Source organism: Paenarthrobacter sp. AB444 (assembly GCF_028736865.1).
Classification (GTDB): domain Bacteria; phylum Actinomycetota; class Actinomycetes; order Actinomycetales; family Micrococcaceae; genus Arthrobacter; species Arthrobacter nicotinovorans_B.
This window is the reverse complement of the sequence record NZ_JAQZBY010000012.1, coordinates 98813-114698: the sequence shown is the minus strand read 5'-3', so window position 1 is coordinate 114698 and position 15886 is coordinate 98813. Positions and strand designations below refer to the sequence as shown.

Sequence of the window (15886 nt, the reverse complement as noted above, 5' to 3'; positions counted from 1 at the left end):
GAGTTTCAGCATGAAACTTGAAATTGCCGTCGTCAGCGCTGCCGGAGCCGGAGTTGCGGCGTCAGAAGGTGCCGACCGCATCGAGCTTTGCAGCAGCCTGGAGCTCGGCGGCGTCACGCCAAGCCAAGGACTGCTGGAAGCGAGTTTGGAGCACGTGGACGGGCGGCTGGAAATCCATCCGCTGGTCCGCTCCAGGCCGGGGGACTTCCTGTACTCGGCATCGGATGTGGACACCATGGTCCATGAAGTCCGGCACCTGCTGTCCCAGGGCGCGCACGGCGTTGTGGTGGGAGCGTTGACACCTTCGGGTGATGTGGACGTTCGCACGGTCCGGAGACTGCTGGAGGCGGCCCGTGAGGCGGACTCACGGGCTGAAGTGACCTTCCACCGTGCCATCGACCAGTCCCGGGATCCCCTGGCCGCGCTGGATCAGCTCCTGGAACTGGGGTTCACCCGGGTTCTTACCTCCGGTCATGCACCAACGGCCGGGGCGGGTGTTGCCACCCTTGCCAGGATGGCTGAGCGCGCCGGAGGTGCCTTGGAGATCATGGCCGGTGGGGGACTGTCCTTGGAAGACATCCCGGCCATGCGCTCCGCCGGCTTGTCGGCAGTCCACCTTTCAGCCAAGAAGACTGTCTCGACGCTCAGCCAAGGAACGATTTCCCTGGGCTCCCAGGACGGCAGCGATCCCACGGCCTACACCGTCACCGACCGGGAGATTGTGCGCCAAGCCAAAGCGAAACTCAACGCAGTCAACGCCGGCAACTGAAAGCAGCCGAAAGTGTCCTGGTTGTCCAGACGCCGGGCCAGGATTTGGCAGTGAGTGTGCATCGTAATGACTCTTTACAGAGGGCACTCCTGCACCAATGATTGAAGGATTCACCAACTCGGTGGAAAGCCCCAAAGCAACCTTCAGGAGTCCCAGCGATGCCGCTGCCTTCGCCGGTTTCACCGGCCCTCGTTAGCCCGCCGACCACTACAGAAACAAGCGTCATTGCTTCGGGCCATCCGGAGCTGGAATGCGCTGTGGGGGCCTGGGACAAATTCCTTTATGGGAACCACCGGTTCGTGGTCCAGGTTCAGCCCACCAGGACCCTCCACAAGACTGCCGCTCACCGCGTAGTCCTGCCGTGGCGACGGCAGGACGCCGATCCGGCGTCCGTCGAGATCATCGTTGTCTCGGAAGCCACCGGATCCAGGGTTCGCAACGTGGTGGTCGAACAGGCCACGAGAGAGGCCGGAACCCTGGTGTTCGAGGCCCTGGACGGGCCCGGCATCTACTTTGTGTATTACCTGCCGTACGCCATGCTGGGCAAGCCCCACTATCCCCAGGCGGAGTACCTCCCGCGGCGTCCGGCCGCGGACCCAGCCTGGGCGGCCGCCGTCGGACCTTCGGTGTGGGCGCCGAGTGGGACCGCTGAACTGCCCCGGGCCACAGTCCTTCGATACGAGGCCGCGAGCCACCGCGACTCCTTCGCGCCCATGAACTTCACCGCCCGTGCCGGGGAATTGGAGCAGTTTCACCTGGAGCACAGAGGGGAGCCCTTCCTGCTGTTTCCAGAAGATCGCTTGAACCCGATTTCCCTGCGTACGGAACTGCCAGCGCACTGGGTGATCAACGGCCCGTCACCTGACTTTCGTGGGGCAGCCCAGGCGGGCGAGGACTACGTCGTCCAGCTCGGTCTCTATGCGCAGGAAGACGTCAATGACATCAGGGTGGAGGTGTCGGGCATGGAAGGGCACTGCATCACTACCGCCGGCGTGGACCGCCATGGCCGGCCGTGGTCCGGAAGGAAACAGGGCCAGCCGATGAGGGTCGCGGCAGGGACAGTACAGGCACTGTATGTGGTCCTTCCGGTACCTGCAGACGCCGCGGGTACAACGCTTGAGGCCGTGCTCACGATCACCGCAGCAAGCGCCTCCACCCAGGAGCACGAACAGCTGGTCAAGGTCACCCTGGACGTGGCACCGGACAGCGACCCGGAAATCCTCGCCGGGGGCTTCGGGGATCCGCGCTTCCTGCGGCGGCTGGCCTGGCTGGATTCCACCATGGCCCAGGACGCGGAGCTCGTGGCACCCTTCACTGCCATCACGCTGGACGAGCCCAACAGGACGCTGGGAATCCTGGGCAGGACCCTGCAGCTTTCCGGGACGGGCCTGCCAGCGCAGGTGACGTCCACTTTCACTGGAGCGGTTACGTCAACGGCCGGCCCCGGCGTCGAACTTTTTGACGTTCCCGTGCGGTTCGACGTTGGCGGTATCCGCTGGAACCATTCGCCGCTCACTTTCACGGTGGAGGGGCCGGCGAGAGTCAGCTGGCACTGCCGCTGGACCGGCCACGATGACCACGACGCCGCCGTGACCCTGGACGTGAACGGCGTACTCGACGCCGACGGCACGGTGCAGTTCTCGCTGCAACTGGCGTCGGACGCGCCTCTGGAAGTGCCCGATGTCGGCCTGCAGCTCGGGTTTCATGAGGCAACAGTGCCGTTCGCCATGGGCCTGGGCATCCCCGGTGGCCGGAGACCCGAAAGCATCGACTGGACCTGGGACGTTGCGGACAGGAATCAGGACGCATTATGGCTGGGCGGGGTGAACGCCGGAGTCCAGCTGGCACTCCGGGACGAGCACTACGAACGCCCGCTCAACACCAACTTCTACAAGGAAAAACCACTGGTGGAGCCGGTGTCGTGGGCCAACCGCCAGGCAGGGGAAGGGGTGGTTCGTGGTGGTGTGGGCCTGCGGACCGGCGAGGGTAAGGTGACGGTGCGCGCCTACAGTGGCGCCCGGACCCTGCAGCCCGCCCAGCCGCTCCATTTCGATTTCAGGCTCCTGCTGACGCCGTTCAAGGTGATCGAACCCGGCAAGCACCTGTCCAAGCGCTATTTCCATGAGCCGGCCGGGCCTGCGCACATCAAAGCCGCCGGAGCCACTGTGGTGAACATCCACCACGCCACGGCCCCCGCTCCGTACATCAACGACCCTCTGTTAACGGAGGACTCGCTCCGGGCGTACATCGCTAAATGCCACGAGCAAGGGCTCAAAGCCAAGGTCTACAACACAGTGCGTGAACTCACCTTCCATAGCCCCGAACTGCTTCCATTGCTGCAGCTGGACCATGAGATTTTCAGCGACGGGCCAGGCAAGGGCCATATGTGGCTGCAGGAGCACGCAGGCAGCGGCTACGTCTCGGCGTGGTTCGCCCCCAATGTGGACGACATCGCCGTGGTCACCACGGGCCAGTCCCGCTGGGAGAACTTCTACGTGCGCAGCCTCGCCGAACTTGCCAAGGGGGAGGACGGCATTGACGGCATCTACCTGGACGACATCGCCTATGACCGCCACGCAATGCTCCGGGTCCGCAAAGTCCTGGAGAGAGCCTGCCTGGACCGGGGGACCGAGGGCCCGGAAATAGACCTCCATTCCGCCAACCAATTCACGGCCCACGACGGTTACGCCTCTTCGGCCAACCTGTACATGGAGCAGTTGCCCTATGTGGACCGGCTGTGGCTGGGGGAGTACTTCGACTACGACGGCACAGGCCCGGACTATTGGCTGGTGGAACTGTCCGGGATCCCGTTCGGCCTCATGGGCGAAATGCTCGAAGGCGGCGGCAATCCCTGGCGCGGCATGGTGTTCGGCATGACGGGCAGGGCTCCGGCCGTGGACAACCGTGCCTTGTGGGAGTTCTGGGCAGAGCACGGGCTCGAGCAAGCGCAGATGCATGGCTTCTGGGATTCCCAGGCGCCGGTGAGGACCAACCATCCCGATGTCCTGGCCACCACGTGGATTTCCGGGGACAAGGCAGTGGTGGCGTTGGCTTCCTGGGCCGAGGAGACTGTGCACGTGAGCTTGAACTTCGACGCCGGATCGGCCCACCTCGCGTCCCTGCCCATCGAGGCCCCGGCGATCCGTGGCTTCCAATCCGCAGCGAGCCATGGGCCCGCCGAAACAATGACCATCGAGCCGCAGCGCGGCGTCCTCTTGACGATCGGATTCTGACGTGCCAAGCACCGCAACCTCCACCCTCACCGTCACCACCATCGCCCTGACCATGGCCGAACTCGGTCCGCTGAACCCGCTTCCCGTTGTCGCAGCCGAACTCGACCAGCCCTACACCGTGGGAGACGGCGTGCCGGAGGCACTCCAGGCCTCGACCCGCTATGGAGTCGTGCCGAACGTGTACCCGTACCTCATGCAGGACGGCTACAGCCGCGACGCCGCACCCAGGGAGGTGCCCGCCGTCGTGCTTGAAAACAGCAAGCTCAAGGTGACGGTCCTGCCGTCGCTGGGTGGCCGTATCTGGGAGATCTTCGACAAGGCGACCGGCAAGCAGCTCCTGCACACCCACGATGCTCCGCAGCTGGCCAACATCGCACTGCGTAAGGCCTGGTTCGCCGGCGGTTTGGAGTGGAACATCGGCACCCGCGGGCACTCGCCCACCAGTTGCGACCCCCTGCACACGGCGATCGTCCACACCCCGGACGGCAAACACGTCCTGCGCATGTGGGAGTACGAGCGGCTCCGGGAGGTTGTGTTTCAGGTGGACATCTGGCTGCCGGTGGATTCTCCCGTGGTGTTCGCCGCGGTCCGGATCCGAAACCCAAACGACCACGATGTGCCGATGTATTGGTGGAGCAACGCCGCCATCCCGGAAACTGACCGTACCCGCGTGATCGCCCCGGCGCAGGAAGCGTTCGGCAGCGACTACGCCACCGACATCACCCGCGTCCGGCCCACCGCCCACGAGGGCTATGACGGCACCTGGCTGGTCAACAACCCGCATGCGGCGGATTTCTTCTTCGACATCGACCCCTCCGAGCGCCGCTGGGTGGTGGCAGGGGACGACGACGGCGACGGGCTGGCGATGCTGTCCACGGGGCTCCTGCGGGGAAAGAAGCTCTTCGTGTGGGGCCAGGGCCAAGGCGGCAAACGTTGGCAGGAATGGCTGAGCCCGGGAGCCGGTCCCTATGCGGAGATCCAGGCCGGCCTGGCGCAGACCCAGTTCGAGCATTTGGTGATGCCGGCGGGGGCGGAGTGGGCGTGGGTTGAGGCGTATGGCAACGGACATCTGGATGCCGGGACCTCGCACGGCACCGATTGGGATGCTGCCGTCGCCCACGCCGGGGAACGTCTGGAGGACCTCCTTGCCCACGCCGAACTTGAGGCAATGCTCCCTGCAGCGACCAGCAACGCAGACGTGCCGCCGTCGAAAATGCTGTTGCTGGGAAGCGGCTGGGGTGTTGTGGAGCGGGCGCGGCGCCGGCGCCTGGGCCGGGAATGGGTGGATGAGAGCGGGACGCCGTTCGTGGACGAAAGCATCACAGGGGATCAGGAACCGTGGCTCGGGCTGCTGAAGGGACAAGCGTTCGACGGCGCCCCCAGTTACGTTGCGGGGGTGGACTGGGAAGAGTTGCTCGCAACGCAGGACAACCCTGAGGGGCTTTTCCAGCTGGCCACCATGCGCCATGCCAGGCAGGACCTTGCCGGCGCCGAGGAAGGCTACCGGGAGGTCCTGGAAGCCAAGGGTGTCCGGCGTCGGACCCGGGCTTTGGCGCACCGCGGACTGGGCTTGGTCCTGCTGGCGTCGGGGCAGGGCGAAGAAGGCCTCGCCGAACTCCGGACAGCCGTTGAAACCGATTCGACTGCCACTGCCTTGCTTCTGGAAGCGGTGACGCTGAGCATCCGGCACGGCGACCCCGTCATGGCGCTGGACCTGGTGGAGTCGGCACCCAGCGGGGGACCCGCCGTCGGGCGCTTGCGGTTCCTCAGGGCGCTGGCGCTCGCCAGGGGCGGGCACGGAGCCGAGGCCGCAGCAATCCTGCGTGAGGGCCTCGAGGTCCCGGATCTCCGTGAGGGAGAGGATGCCATCGCGGCACTCTGGCAGGAAGTGTGCCCGGAGGAGCCGGTGCCTGCGGCCTACCAATTCGGGATGCATTAGCACGGAAAGCTTGTGGATATCCAGATGCTTGGTTAAACCAAACAAGGTAAGTTGGCAGGGTGATTCCCTCCTTGAAACCTGCCATTGACCGCGCCCCCGGAGTCTCCAAAGAGATCGAGGACGCAGCGTGGTATGTGCTCGGTCCGGCGCTTCACGGCAAACCCTCGGCGCTGGACGGCCGCACACTCACCTGGACTGCGGATGCTGCTGCCGAGCTGCTGGAAAGGCTCGAGCGCGGCGTTGAGGATTCCAAGGCGCCCATGATGACCAACCTGCGGCAAAACCTGGAAGGCGCCTCCCGGGAAGCCAAGCTGTTGGCCGTGGAATTGTTGTTCCTCCAGTCGTTGCCGCTGGCCCACGAGGTCAAATCGCTCAGGGTCAAACGCGCCCGCGTGGCCGAGGCGGCGTCCTGGGTTGAGCCACCCATCGAGCTTCCGGAAGAGCTGTACCAGGGCATGACGGACCACGGCGTGATCCGTGACCGCACTGCCGAGTTCAACTGGACCATCTGGGACCACCTGAAATGGCTGTGCCGCTTCGTCGCCCACGTGGACAGCCAGAGCACGGAGACCATCAACCGGGCACTGAGCGACCCGCACGCATTCCACGAACTCGCAGCCGCCACCCCGGACGACCAACCTGCCCTGCGCCGCAGCATCGAGTACCTGGTGTGGCCCAGCTACTTCGAGCCCGTGGTGGCCGATGTGGAACGCCAGGAAATCCGGGACGCCTTTGCTTCGTTGGTGGGCGGTGCCAAGGGTGACACGGACGAGGACATCACCGCCGACATCCACCGCATCCGCCTGCACCTGGACGAGCAAGCCGGGCAGCGCATCGACTGGTACGCCCGCCAGTTGGTCAGCCAGTGGCGCAAGGTGGGGGACCCGGGGCGCCGGTCATGGCTGTTGCGCACCCACCACGACAACGCGGAACTGCTCGCCTCCTGGGTTGCCGAGGAAAAGGCCACCCTGGATGTCCAGCACCTGCGTACTTTGACCGCGGGAGTCACCGCCGGGGTAGTGCAGCACGCAGTGGACGAGGACTACAAACACCTCGGCTATGTGGAACGCGAAGACACCAAAACGGCTGTGTTCGCCTTCCTCACGGTCATGAAACCGGGCGACCTGACCTTGTACCAGCACGCCGGCCGCGTGCGTGTGGGAGTGGTCCTTGGCGAGCCCGAGCACGACGAGGACAACCGCCGCATCCGCCGCAAGGTCCGCTGGTTCGATGACAGCTACGCCATTCCGGAACTGCCACGCCACGCGCAGCGGCAGCTGTCCACCCCCGGCATCCTCGTGGACGTCACCAGGGTCATACAGGCACTCCAGGAACTGCTCCCCGTGGAGGCCGAAACCGACGGTGAGGACGAGGCCCCGCCGACGGTCGCCGTCGAGGTCGTCCAGCAAGGGTTCCGGCCGCTCACGGAAGAATTCGCGGCCTCGCTGCACATGGACCTGGAGCCGCTTCAGGAGATCGCGGAACTGCTCGAGGAGAACCGCCAGCTGGTCCTTTACGGCCCTCCGGGTACCGGCAAGACCTACCTCGCCAAGCACTTGGCTGCGGAGCTTGCCGGCGACCATACGGACGAGCGCGTGAAGCTGGTGCAGTTCCACCCTTCGTACGCCTACGAGGACTTCTTTGAAGGGTACCGGCCCGACAAGACCGACGACGGCCAGGTCTCCTTCAAGCTCGTGGCCGGACCCTTGAGGCGGCTCGCGGAGGAGGCCGCCAAGCCGGAGAACGCCCACAAACCGTACTTCCTGATCATCGACGAAATGAACCGTGCCAACCTGGCCAAGGTCTTCGGCGAGCTGTACTTCCTGCTGGAGTACCGGGACGACCGCATCTACCTGCAGTACAGCCCGAATGAGCCCTTCAGCCTGCCGGACAACCTGTACATCATTGGCACCATGAACACCGCTGACCGCTCCATCGCCATGATGGACGCGGCCATCCGACGCCGCTTCGCTTTCATTGAACTGCACCCGAAGGTTGAACCGGTCCGCGGCTCGCTGCGCCGTTTCCTGGAAGCCCGCGGCTTGGACACGCTGAACGCGGACCTGCTGGATGCCCTCAACGACGCGATCGACGACTGGGACCGCGACCTCATGATCGGACCGTCGTACTTCATGAAGAACGCCGCGCAGAACCCCGCCGGCCTGCGCCGCATCTGGAAGTACGAGCTCATGCCACTGCTGGAGGAGCACTACCACGGGCAACTGAACCGCGCCCAGTTGGAAGAACGCTTCGGCCTTGACCAGTTGCTGGGACGTCTTGGCGACCGCTAACGCCATCCCCCCGAGGCCGGCAAGGGCACCGGCCAGTGCCAGGAAACCCACCACCGGGCCCCGGCATATCGTCATGGACGAGCTCTCCGGCGGGGTGGTGGAAAAACTCGATCCCGAGTCCGCGGCCTTCATCAACACCAGTGGGCTGGCCAAGGCCTCGCCGATGGGCATGGGCCTGTACCGCATTGAACCCGCGGGCAAGGTGGGCTCCGTGCGGACCGCCACCATCCAGTTGGAGGTCCGTCCCAAAGACCGGCTGGGCCTGAACCGCCTGCTGTTCCTGCTCAGCTACGCCGGCGACCAAGGCTTCCGCGACCACTCCGTGGAAGCTGTGGAGCACCCGGATCTGTGGAGTGCGCTCGCCGAGTCCCTGGCCCAGCTGGCGGACAAAGCCCTGAGCCGGGGAGTGCTGCAGGGCTACCTCAACGTGGAGGAATCGTTGCGGACCGTCAAGGGCCGGATCCGCATCTCGGACCAGATCTCCCGGCGGCCTGGAATGCTGGTGCCACTGGAGGTCTCCTACGACGAATTCACCGAGGACATCGCCGAAAACCGCATCCTCCGAGCCGCCTTGGAACGCATGGGACAGGTTCCGGGGGTCCGGCCCGACGTCTTGAGCCGCCTGCGGCAGCTTAAGGGAAAGCTCGACGCCGTCACCCGCCTCCAGCCCGGTGCGCCGCTGCCGCCGTGGCGGGCCAGCCGCATGAATCTTCGTTTCCATGCAGCGCTTCGATTGGCCGAAGTCATCCTGCGCAACGGCTCCGCGGAGGCGGGCCAAGGCAAACAGCGCACGGCATCGTTCGTGGTGGACATGGCACAGGTGTTCGAAGAGTTCGTGGGGACCGCCCTCCGGAGCGCCATGAGCGCTTATCCGGGGGAGATGCGACTCCAGTACGGCGCCCTGCTCAACGAAGCCGTCCGGGATTCCGACCGGTTGACCGTGCGGCCTGATGCCGTGCATTTCCTGGGCGGCCGCCCCGTGGTGGTGTACGACTCAAAGTACAAAGCGGCGTCCGACGCCGGGGCTTCCCTCAGCGCGGACCACTACCAGTTGCTGGCCTACTGCACGGCCCTGCGGGTTCCCACGGCCTGGCTGGTGTACGCGGGAGCCGGGGAAGTGAAACTGCGGCGCATCCTGAACACCGACATCGACATCGTCGAGTATCCGCTGGACCTGTCCCGGCCGCCGTCGGAAATCCTGGCAGCCGTGGCTGACCTCGCGGAACAGTCGTGGGGCGAAGTAGTACGCCAGGCTGTGGCGGGACGCTCGGCGTCGGACTAGCCTGAGAAGTACACCGTTCGCCGATAGGAGGCACTATGGCCGGCAAGAAGTCGTGGCGGGATATGAGCAAGGGGCAGCGCGTATCCGTGGTGCTCAGTGGTGCAGTGAACCTGGCGTTGCTGGTTGCCGCCCAGCGCAGCCTCGGCCGGACTCCCGACTCACAAATCCGGGGCAAGAAGGCGCTGTGGCGTGCGGCGTCGTTCATCAACTTCTTTGGCCCGGTCAGCTACTTCCTGTTTGGCCGGCGTCGCGAATCCGGGCTGGTAGGCGGTACACCCGCCACACGGTAGGGCTACGCGGGCATTTTCACGGTGAAGGTGGTTCCCTGTCCGGGCACACTTTCCAGGGTGATGGTTCCGCCGTGGGCTTCGACAATGGCTTTGCTGATGGGCAGGCCCAGCCCGACACCGGGTATGGCGCTTTTACGGACACTTCCGGCGCGGAAGAATTTGGTGAAGGCCTCAGCCTGTTCTTCTTCGCTCATGCCCATGCCAGTGTCGCTGACCCGGCAGAAGATAAAGTCGTCATCCTCCCAGGCGGCGACTTCAACATCGCCGCCGTCGGGGGAGTATTTGATGGCATTGGAGACCAAATTGTCCAGTACCTGGGCCAGTCGGGAAGAGTCCACGCGGGCTTCGAGGGCCTCGGGAAGGTCCATCGAGAGCTTTATGCCGGCTTTTGCTGCACGGGGTTCGGCGGAGGTGACACTGCCGCGCACCAGTTCAGCGACGTCTGCCGTGTGCCGTTGAATGACGATTTGGCCTGACCGCACAGCCAACAGGTCGGACACCAGGGTGAGCAGCCGCTCCGCATTGCGCTTGACGATGTCGAGTTGCTTGCGCGAATGGCTGTCCAAAGTGTTGGCGTCGTCCAGGATCAGCTCGACGTAGCCCAGGATGGATGTCAGCGGGGTGCGGAACTCGTGGGAGACGTTGGCGACGAACTCGTCCTTGGCTGCCAAAGCGTTTACGAGGTCGGTGACGTCGCTGAAAACAACCACGGAGCCGGCGAACTTGCCGTCGTCGTCGAGCATGGGGCGGGCGCTGGTGGTGAAGGCCCGCTGCTCGGGGCCAGTACCAAGCCACACCAATTGGTCGGTGAAGCGTTCGCCCAGGACAGCCCGCCGTACCGGCCGCCGATCCGGGGGGAGGGGCGTCGTCCTGTCCGTGTCGAAGACCAACAGCTCGGACTCGTTGGGATCGGCATTGTCCGCCGGGGTGGCCAAGGCGTGGCTCTGGCGCTGGCGCCGGTTCATGAGGATGTCGTGCCCGTCGCCGTCAACAGCCACCACCCCCAGGGGCAGGGCTTCCATGACCGTGTTCAGCAACCGTTCCTGCTTGGTGCTGATGTCCAGGGCTTCCTTCAAAGCCTCATCTTTTTGCTCGAGCGCCCGCTGCTGACGGACCATGCTCAGGGTCAGGACACTCACTGAGACTCCGATGCCAAGGATCAGGATCGGGAAGAGCAATGGTTTGGTGAGTGCCTGCTCGCTGACCTGGTCATGGACGAACACCGGGATCCAGACAATACCCAGCGGACCCAAAAAGGACAGTGCTATTGCCAGCCGCGGGTACAGCCCGGAAGCACACAGCCAGATGACGGGCAACACCACCAGCACGCTGAGGCCCGTGAGCGCTTCCTGCCCTCCCTCACGGCCGAAGCCGATGGACACCATGTCCAGGATCGGGATGGAGAGGAAGCTGGCAAAGGGCAACCTGTGCCAGGGAATCGCAATGCACAGGCCCAAAAGAAGGGCCTGGCTCAGCAGGAAGACCAGGAACAGCGGGTTCTCAAGGGTGGCGGGGAAAAACAGCCACACCAGAATGGCCGAGATACAGACACACACCGATAACGGCAATTGGCTGAGGACAACCCGCATCCGCAGGGTATGTTCATGGAACGAGCGCTGAAAAACCAGCAATTTCTTCTTTTCACCAATATCCCACGCTGAGGGTTGGGTCATGGCACAACCACCACGCGTGCGGAAGAAATTCGGTTCATGAGATCAGCCTAACCATAACGGATATACTTCTGAGGTTATCGAAGGGGCTGAGGGGCAGCGATGAGTGAAGTACGTGTGGGGCTGGTTATCGAAGATGACCAGGATATTCGCGAATTGGTACGGGTGGTTCTCTCCCAGGCGGGCTTTGACGTTCACACTGCGTCGACGGGTTCGGCGGGCGTGACCTCTGCCCGTGAATTGAATCCGGACGTTATCACCCTGGACCTTGGCCTTCCTGACATTGATGGTTTCGAGGTTGCACGGCAGATCCGCAAGTCCTCGGATGCTTACATCATCATGCTCACGGCCCGTGCCGAGGAACTCGATACGCTCATGGGCTTGGAAGCCGGTGGCGACGACTACCTCACCAAGCCTTTCCGGCCGCGCGAGTTGCGCGCCCGCGTGGAGGCCATGATGCGGAGGCCGCGTTCGTCGTCGGACGTCAAGAGCGCGCCGGAAGCAGCCGATCCCGAGCTGGTGCACAACGGCCTGGTCGTTTCCGCCGGTTCACGTACCGCGACGCTGAACGGCACCGAGCTGAAGCTCACCCGCACGGAATTCGACCTCCTGCTGGCGCTGCTGGAAACCGGCCGGATCGTGCGGACCAAGGCCGATCTTGCACGTCGCCTCCGCAATGAACCGTACGACGTCGGCAGTTACGTCAGTGATGCGGACGAACGCGCCGTCGAGGTGCACATGGGCAATCTGCGCAAGAAGCTCGGTGACAGCATCCAAAACCCGCGCTGGCTGGAGACTGTCCGCGGTGTTGGCTACAGGCTCGCGCCCTCGATCCAGAGCAACTAAACCCGGGTGGGTTCGGCCTGGACGACCGGGTGGTCCGTCCCGGGCAGCGAGCGCCCGGGGCCGTCGTCGAAGAATTCCGCATTGGCCCGGACGTAGTCTGACCATTCGTCGGGGACGTCATCTGAGAAGTAGATGGCTTCCACAGGGCACACGGGATCGCACGCCCCGCAGTCCACGCATTCGGACGGGTGGATGTAGAGGGAACGCGCGCCCTCGTAGATGCAATCGACAGGGCATTCATTGATGCACGCCTTGTCTTTCACATCCACGCAGGGCTGCGCGATCACGTAACTCATACTTGTCTACACACCCGTGTAGACGGTCTTGCCCCACGTGAAGAAGTCCAGGGCGGACCGACCCTGTTCGCGGAACGTGTTGGTGGAGGAGTCCTTGACCCCGCCAAACGGTACGTTGAGATCCAAACCTGCGGTGGGCCGGTTGACCTTGACTACGCCGGCCTGTGCGCGTGCGGCGAAGTCGGTTGCCAGCGCAAGTGAGTCCGTGCAGATGCCTGCTGTCAGTCCATAGCGGGAGTCGTTAATGGCGGCCAGGCCCGCTTCGTAGTCGCGTACCTCGAGCACAGCCACTACGGGACCGAAGATCTCCTCGGTCACTGCTGCGTCGTCAAAGGGCAGGTCGGTGAGCACCGCCGCGGGGAAGAACAACGCGCCGGTCGGGTCGCCGTCGTAGTTTCCGTGCAGGAGGGTGGCGCCCCGTTCGACGGCGGTACGCACCGCTGCCTGGTCCTGCTCGAATTGCTGCCTGCTCACCACTGCGCCCATCCGGGTGCCCTCCGAGAGCCCGTCGCCGGTACTGTACGCGACCGCTTCGGCCACCAGCGCGTCAAGGAACGCCGCACGGATCCCCGGGGTCACGTACACCCGGGAGGTTGCCGTGCAGGCCTGGCCAGTCAGCCCGAACGCTCCGGCGGCCACTACTTGCGCGGCCTTGCGGGGATCGGCGTCGTCCAGCACCAGCACGCCGTTCTTGCCGCCCATTTCCAGCTGCACCCGGGCCCGCCGGGCGTTCAGGATCTCCTGCAAACCCAGGCCCACGTTGGTGGAACCGGTGAAGGACAGCCCGGCGATACGGGGATCGCGCGCAAGGGCGTCACCCACAACGCGGCCCTTGCCATGGACCACGTTGAACACGCCCGCGGGGAGGCCTGCGTCCTGCAGGGCACGGGCCAGGTGCGCTGCGGACAGCGGAGTCAGCTCTGCCGGCTTGATGACCACGGTGTTGCCGCTGATCAGGGCCGGGGCGCTCTTCCAGGCGGGAATGGCGATAGGGAAGTTCCACGGGGTAATCAGGCCAACAACGCCCAGTGCCTCGCGGCGGGTGGTGATGGTGGTGTCCGGGAGTCCGCTGGGCAGGACTTCGCCGGTGGCTGCCCAGCCGAGGGAGCCGAAGAAGCGCAGGACGTCCGAGGCACGTTTCACTTCGCCCATCGCTTCTGCCAGGGTCTTGCCTTCCTCGCGAACCAGGTCCTCGGCGATAGCCGCCTGACGTTCGATCAACAGATTCCCTGCGGCAATGAGGATGCCCCCGCGGGACGGGGCAGGCAGAGCGGCCCAGCCCGGCTGGGCAGCAGCGGCAGCTGTGATGGCGGCATCCACGTCCTCGGCGGTGCCGCTGGGGGAGAGGGCGGCCAACTCGCCGGGCCGCGCCGGGTTCATCCGTTCCGTGTCCGCTGACCCAAGCCATTGGCCATTGATGAGGTGTTGGGCGGTGAGGGTAGTGATGTTGGTGTCCAAAGTTGTGGAAGTCATGGTGGTCCTTAAAGGGTTAGAGGCTTCGGATCAGGCCGCCGTCGCACCTGAGTGCGACTCCGGTGATGTACGACGCCGGCGCGCTGCATAGAAAGGCGGCGGCGGCGCCGAACTCGGCGGGTTCTCCATACCGGCGGGCGGGAATGGTCTTGCGGGATTCGAGCTGGATGTCCTCCAGGGTGGTGCCGCGGCGCTTGGCAGCGGCTTGGTCCAGCTGTGTCACGCGGTCGGTGGCAATACGACCGGGTAGGAGCAGGTTCACGGTGACCTCGTCCAACGCGACCTCGGCAGCGAGGGTCTTGAGGTAGCCGGCCAAGGCAGCGCGTCCGGTGTTGGAAACGGCCAGGTTGGGCAGGGGAGCAGTCACTCCGCTGGAGCCGATCGCGAGGATGCGGCCCCAGCGGCGTTCCCGCATGCCGGGCAGCACCCGCGAAACGAGCGCATGGTGTGGCTTGACCAGGAGGTCGAACGCAGCGGCCATGTCCTCCGAGGTCAGGGTTGCGGCCGCGCCCGGCTTGGGTCCGGGCCCGTTGAGGACCAGGATGTCGATCGGCCCGAGGTTGGCTACGGTTTGGTCCACGGCGGATTCGATGCCCTCCGGTGTGCCGAGGTCCGCTTCGATCGCGACCGCGTCAAAGCCGCTGCTTCCCAACGATCCGATGCCCAACGTTCCCGTCCCGTAGGCTGCCTGAAGTTCGGCAACAATCTCCTTGGCACGGTCCCGGCGTCGCCCGACCACCGCCACCCGAACGCCTTCGGCAGCGAGCGCCCGCGCCACGGCCAGTCCCAGTCCGCCAGTGGATGCGGCCACGAGTGCTGTCTTTCCTGCAATTCCGAGGTCCATCAGAAACTCCCTGCCGTTGCACGGGCATCCAATGCAGACGCCGCTTCCTTCAAGTGGACTGCCATTGAGCCCCGCAGGGCTTCGGGGAACAGTGCAGCCGGTGCCCGGACCCCGGAGTCCTTGATGAGTCCGCGCTCGCGGAGGCATTCCTTGCGGATGGCGAGGGCTACCTTGGCTTGCTGTTCGAAGTTGATGAGCGGCAGGTAGGGCTGAAGTTCGCGTTCGGCGGCTTCGTATCCGCTGTCCTGCCACGCCCGGACGCACGCTATGAGGGCTTCGGGGTAGGAGAAGCCGGTCATTGCGCCGGAGGCGCCTGCCATGAGTTCGTCCAGGAGGCCCAGGCCGCCCAGCCCGCCGAAGATGGAAACCCCGACGGCGGCGCTCAGGTCGGCGATGGCCACGCTGGTCGGCGGGGCCTCGGCTTTGACGGCGATGACGTATGCACAGGCATTCACCACTGAAGCCAAGGTTGCCGTGGAGATGGAGACGCCGCTGGCCAGCGGGTAGTCCTGGAGGACCACCTTGGCCCCGGTTGCCCGATGGATGGCGTCGAGGTGGGCGATCACCGCTTCTGCCCGGGCGGAGTTGGCTTGCACCATGACCGCCGCCAGGCGTGGTCCGGCAACTGCCTGCGCTGCCATGACCTCTTCGATGGCTGGCCGCGTGGCGAGCACGGTCACACCCACTACCAAGGGGAGGGCAGTGGACTCGACCACGGTTTCCAGGAGGTCCCGGCGTTCCTGCGGAGTGAGGGCGGCTGCTTCGCCGAACACGCCAAGTACCGTGAGGCCGGTTGCCCCGATGCTCTCGTAGTGCTCCACGAGTTCGGCGAGGCTGTCCAGGTCCACGTCAAGGGTGCTGCCTTGGAACGGCGTGGCCACGACGCCCCAGACGCCGGCCGGCAAACTGTTCCGGGAAGCGTTTTTGGGCGCAGAAGACTGCGGCATGGTTGG

Annotated in this window: 12 protein-coding genes; 7 read left to right on the top strand and 5 right to left on the bottom strand. The window is 65.0% G+C overall.

Features of this window, described 5'->3' with window-relative positions; all coding sequences use genetic code 11:
- Nucleotides 1-10: 10 nt before the first annotated feature.
- The 6 genes from PQ627_RS15420 (at nucleotide 11) to PQ627_RS15395 (ending at nucleotide 9804) form a co-directional block, all read left to right on the top strand.
- The gene (locus PQ627_RS15420) at nucleotides 11-769 is read left to right on the top strand and encodes a copper homeostasis protein CutC (RefSeq protein ID WP_274262378.1); all 759 of its coding nucleotides are present in this window, start codon (nucleotides 11-13) and stop codon (nucleotides 767-769) included.
- A gap of 299 nt (nucleotides 770-1068) precedes the next feature.
- The gene (locus PQ627_RS15415) at nucleotides 1069-4002 is read left to right on the top strand and encodes a glycoside hydrolase domain-containing protein (protein ID WP_274262377.1); all 2934 of its coding nucleotides are present in this window, start codon (nucleotides 1069-1071) and stop codon (nucleotides 4000-4002) included.
- A gap of 1 nt (nucleotide 4003) precedes the next feature.
- On the top strand, nucleotides 4004-5941 hold the full coding sequence (locus PQ627_RS15410) for a DUF5107 domain-containing protein (RefSeq protein ID WP_274262376.1): 1938 nt from the start codon (nucleotides 4004-4006) through the stop codon (nucleotides 5939-5941).
- A 59-nt stretch (nucleotides 5942-6000) separates the two neighbouring features.
- A complete protein-coding gene (locus PQ627_RS15405) occupies nucleotides 6001-8232 on the top strand; it encodes an McrB family protein (RefSeq protein ID WP_274262375.1) in 2232 nt (743 codons plus the stop codon).
- Nucleotides 8233-8305: 73 nt separating this feature from the next.
- The gene (locus PQ627_RS15400; protein ID WP_274262374.1) at nucleotides 8306-9514 is read left to right on the top strand and encodes a 5-methylcytosine restriction system specificity protein McrC; all 1209 of its coding nucleotides are present in this window, start codon (nucleotides 8306-8308) and stop codon (nucleotides 9512-9514) included.
- A gap of 35 nt (nucleotides 9515-9549) precedes the next feature.
- Nucleotides 9550-9804, top strand: a complete 255-nt coding sequence (locus tag PQ627_RS15395; protein WP_144663263.1) for a PLDc N-terminal domain-containing protein — start codon at nucleotides 9550-9552, stop codon at nucleotides 9802-9804.
- Between the two features lie 2 nt (nucleotides 9805-9806).
- Here the strand turns inward: PQ627_RS15395 and PQ627_RS15390 are convergent, their stop codons facing one another.
- On the bottom strand, nucleotides 9807-11477 hold the full coding sequence (locus tag PQ627_RS15390) for a sensor histidine kinase (protein WP_274262373.1): 1671 nt from the start codon (nucleotides 11475-11477) through the stop codon (nucleotides 9807-9809).
- Nucleotides 11478-11576: 99 nt separating this feature from the next.
- Here PQ627_RS15390 and PQ627_RS15385 point away from each other — a divergent pair, with 99 nt between their 5' ends.
- Complete coding sequence (locus tag PQ627_RS15385) at nucleotides 11577-12320, top strand: response regulator transcription factor (protein ID WP_274262372.1); 744 nt, start codon at nucleotides 11577-11579, stop codon at nucleotides 12318-12320.
- Here PQ627_RS15385 and fdxA read toward each other — a convergent pair.
- The 4 genes from fdxA to PQ627_RS15365 are packed head-to-tail and all read right to left on the bottom strand — an operon-like array spanning nucleotide 12317 to nucleotide 15880.
- Nucleotides 12317-12616, bottom strand: coding sequence for a ferredoxin (gene fdxA, locus PQ627_RS15380; RefSeq protein WP_274262371.1), 300 nt, complete (start codon nucleotides 12614-12616; stop codon nucleotides 12317-12319). The two genes, PQ627_RS15385 and fdxA, sit on opposite strands and share 4 nt — an antisense overlap.
- 6 nt (nucleotides 12617-12622) lie before the next feature.
- Nucleotides 12623-14089: an aldehyde dehydrogenase family protein gene (locus tag PQ627_RS15375; protein WP_274262370.1), complete on the bottom strand. Its 1467-nt coding sequence runs from the start codon at nucleotides 14087-14089 to the stop codon at nucleotides 12623-12625.
- A 16-nt stretch (nucleotides 14090-14105) separates the two neighbouring features.
- Nucleotides 14106-14933: an SDR family oxidoreductase gene (locus PQ627_RS15370; RefSeq protein ID WP_144663268.1), complete on the bottom strand. Its 828-nt coding sequence runs from the start codon at nucleotides 14931-14933 to the stop codon at nucleotides 14106-14108.
- Complete coding sequence (locus tag PQ627_RS15365; RefSeq protein ID WP_274262369.1) at nucleotides 14933-15880, bottom strand: dihydrodipicolinate synthase family protein; 948 nt, start codon at nucleotides 15878-15880, stop codon at nucleotides 14933-14935. The genes PQ627_RS15370 and PQ627_RS15365 overlap by 1 nt, the downstream gene beginning before the upstream one ends.
- Nucleotides 15881-15886: the final 6 nt, after the last annotated feature.

Bases quoted from the DNA above. Each gene is read 5' to 3' on its own strand.
- PQ627_RS15420 (WP_274262378.1), top strand. From the start codon at position 11: ATGAAACTTGAAATTGCCGTCGTCAGCGCTGCCGGAGCCGGAGTTGCG.
- PQ627_RS15400 (WP_274262374.1), top strand. From the start codon at position 8,306: ATGGACGAGCTCTCCGGCGGGGTGGTGGAAAAACTCGATCCCGAGTCC.
- PQ627_RS15395 (WP_144663263.1), top strand. From the start codon at position 9,550: ATGGCCGGCAAGAAGTCGTGGCGGGATATGAGCAAGGGGCAGCGCGTA.
- PQ627_RS15390 (WP_274262373.1), bottom strand. From the start codon at position 11,477: ATGACCCAACCCTCAGCGTGGGATATTGGTGAAAAGAAGAAATTGCTG.
- PQ627_RS15385 (WP_274262372.1), top strand. From the start codon at position 11,577: ATGAGTGAAGTACGTGTGGGGCTGGTTATCGAAGATGACCAGGATATT.
- fdxA (WP_274262371.1), bottom strand. From the start codon at position 12,616: ATGAGTTACGTGATCGCGCAGCCCTGCGTGGATGTGAAAGACAAGGCG.
- PQ627_RS15375 (WP_274262370.1), bottom strand. From the start codon at position 14,089: ATGACTTCCACAACTTTGGACACCAACATCACTACCCTCACCGCCCAA.
- PQ627_RS15370 (WP_144663268.1), bottom strand. From the start codon at position 14,933: ATGGACCTCGGAATTGCAGGAAAGACAGCACTCGTGGCCGCATCCACT.
- PQ627_RS15365 (WP_274262369.1), bottom strand. From the start codon at position 15,880: ATGCCGCAGTCTTCTGCGCCCAAAAACGCTTCCCGGAACAGTTTGCCG.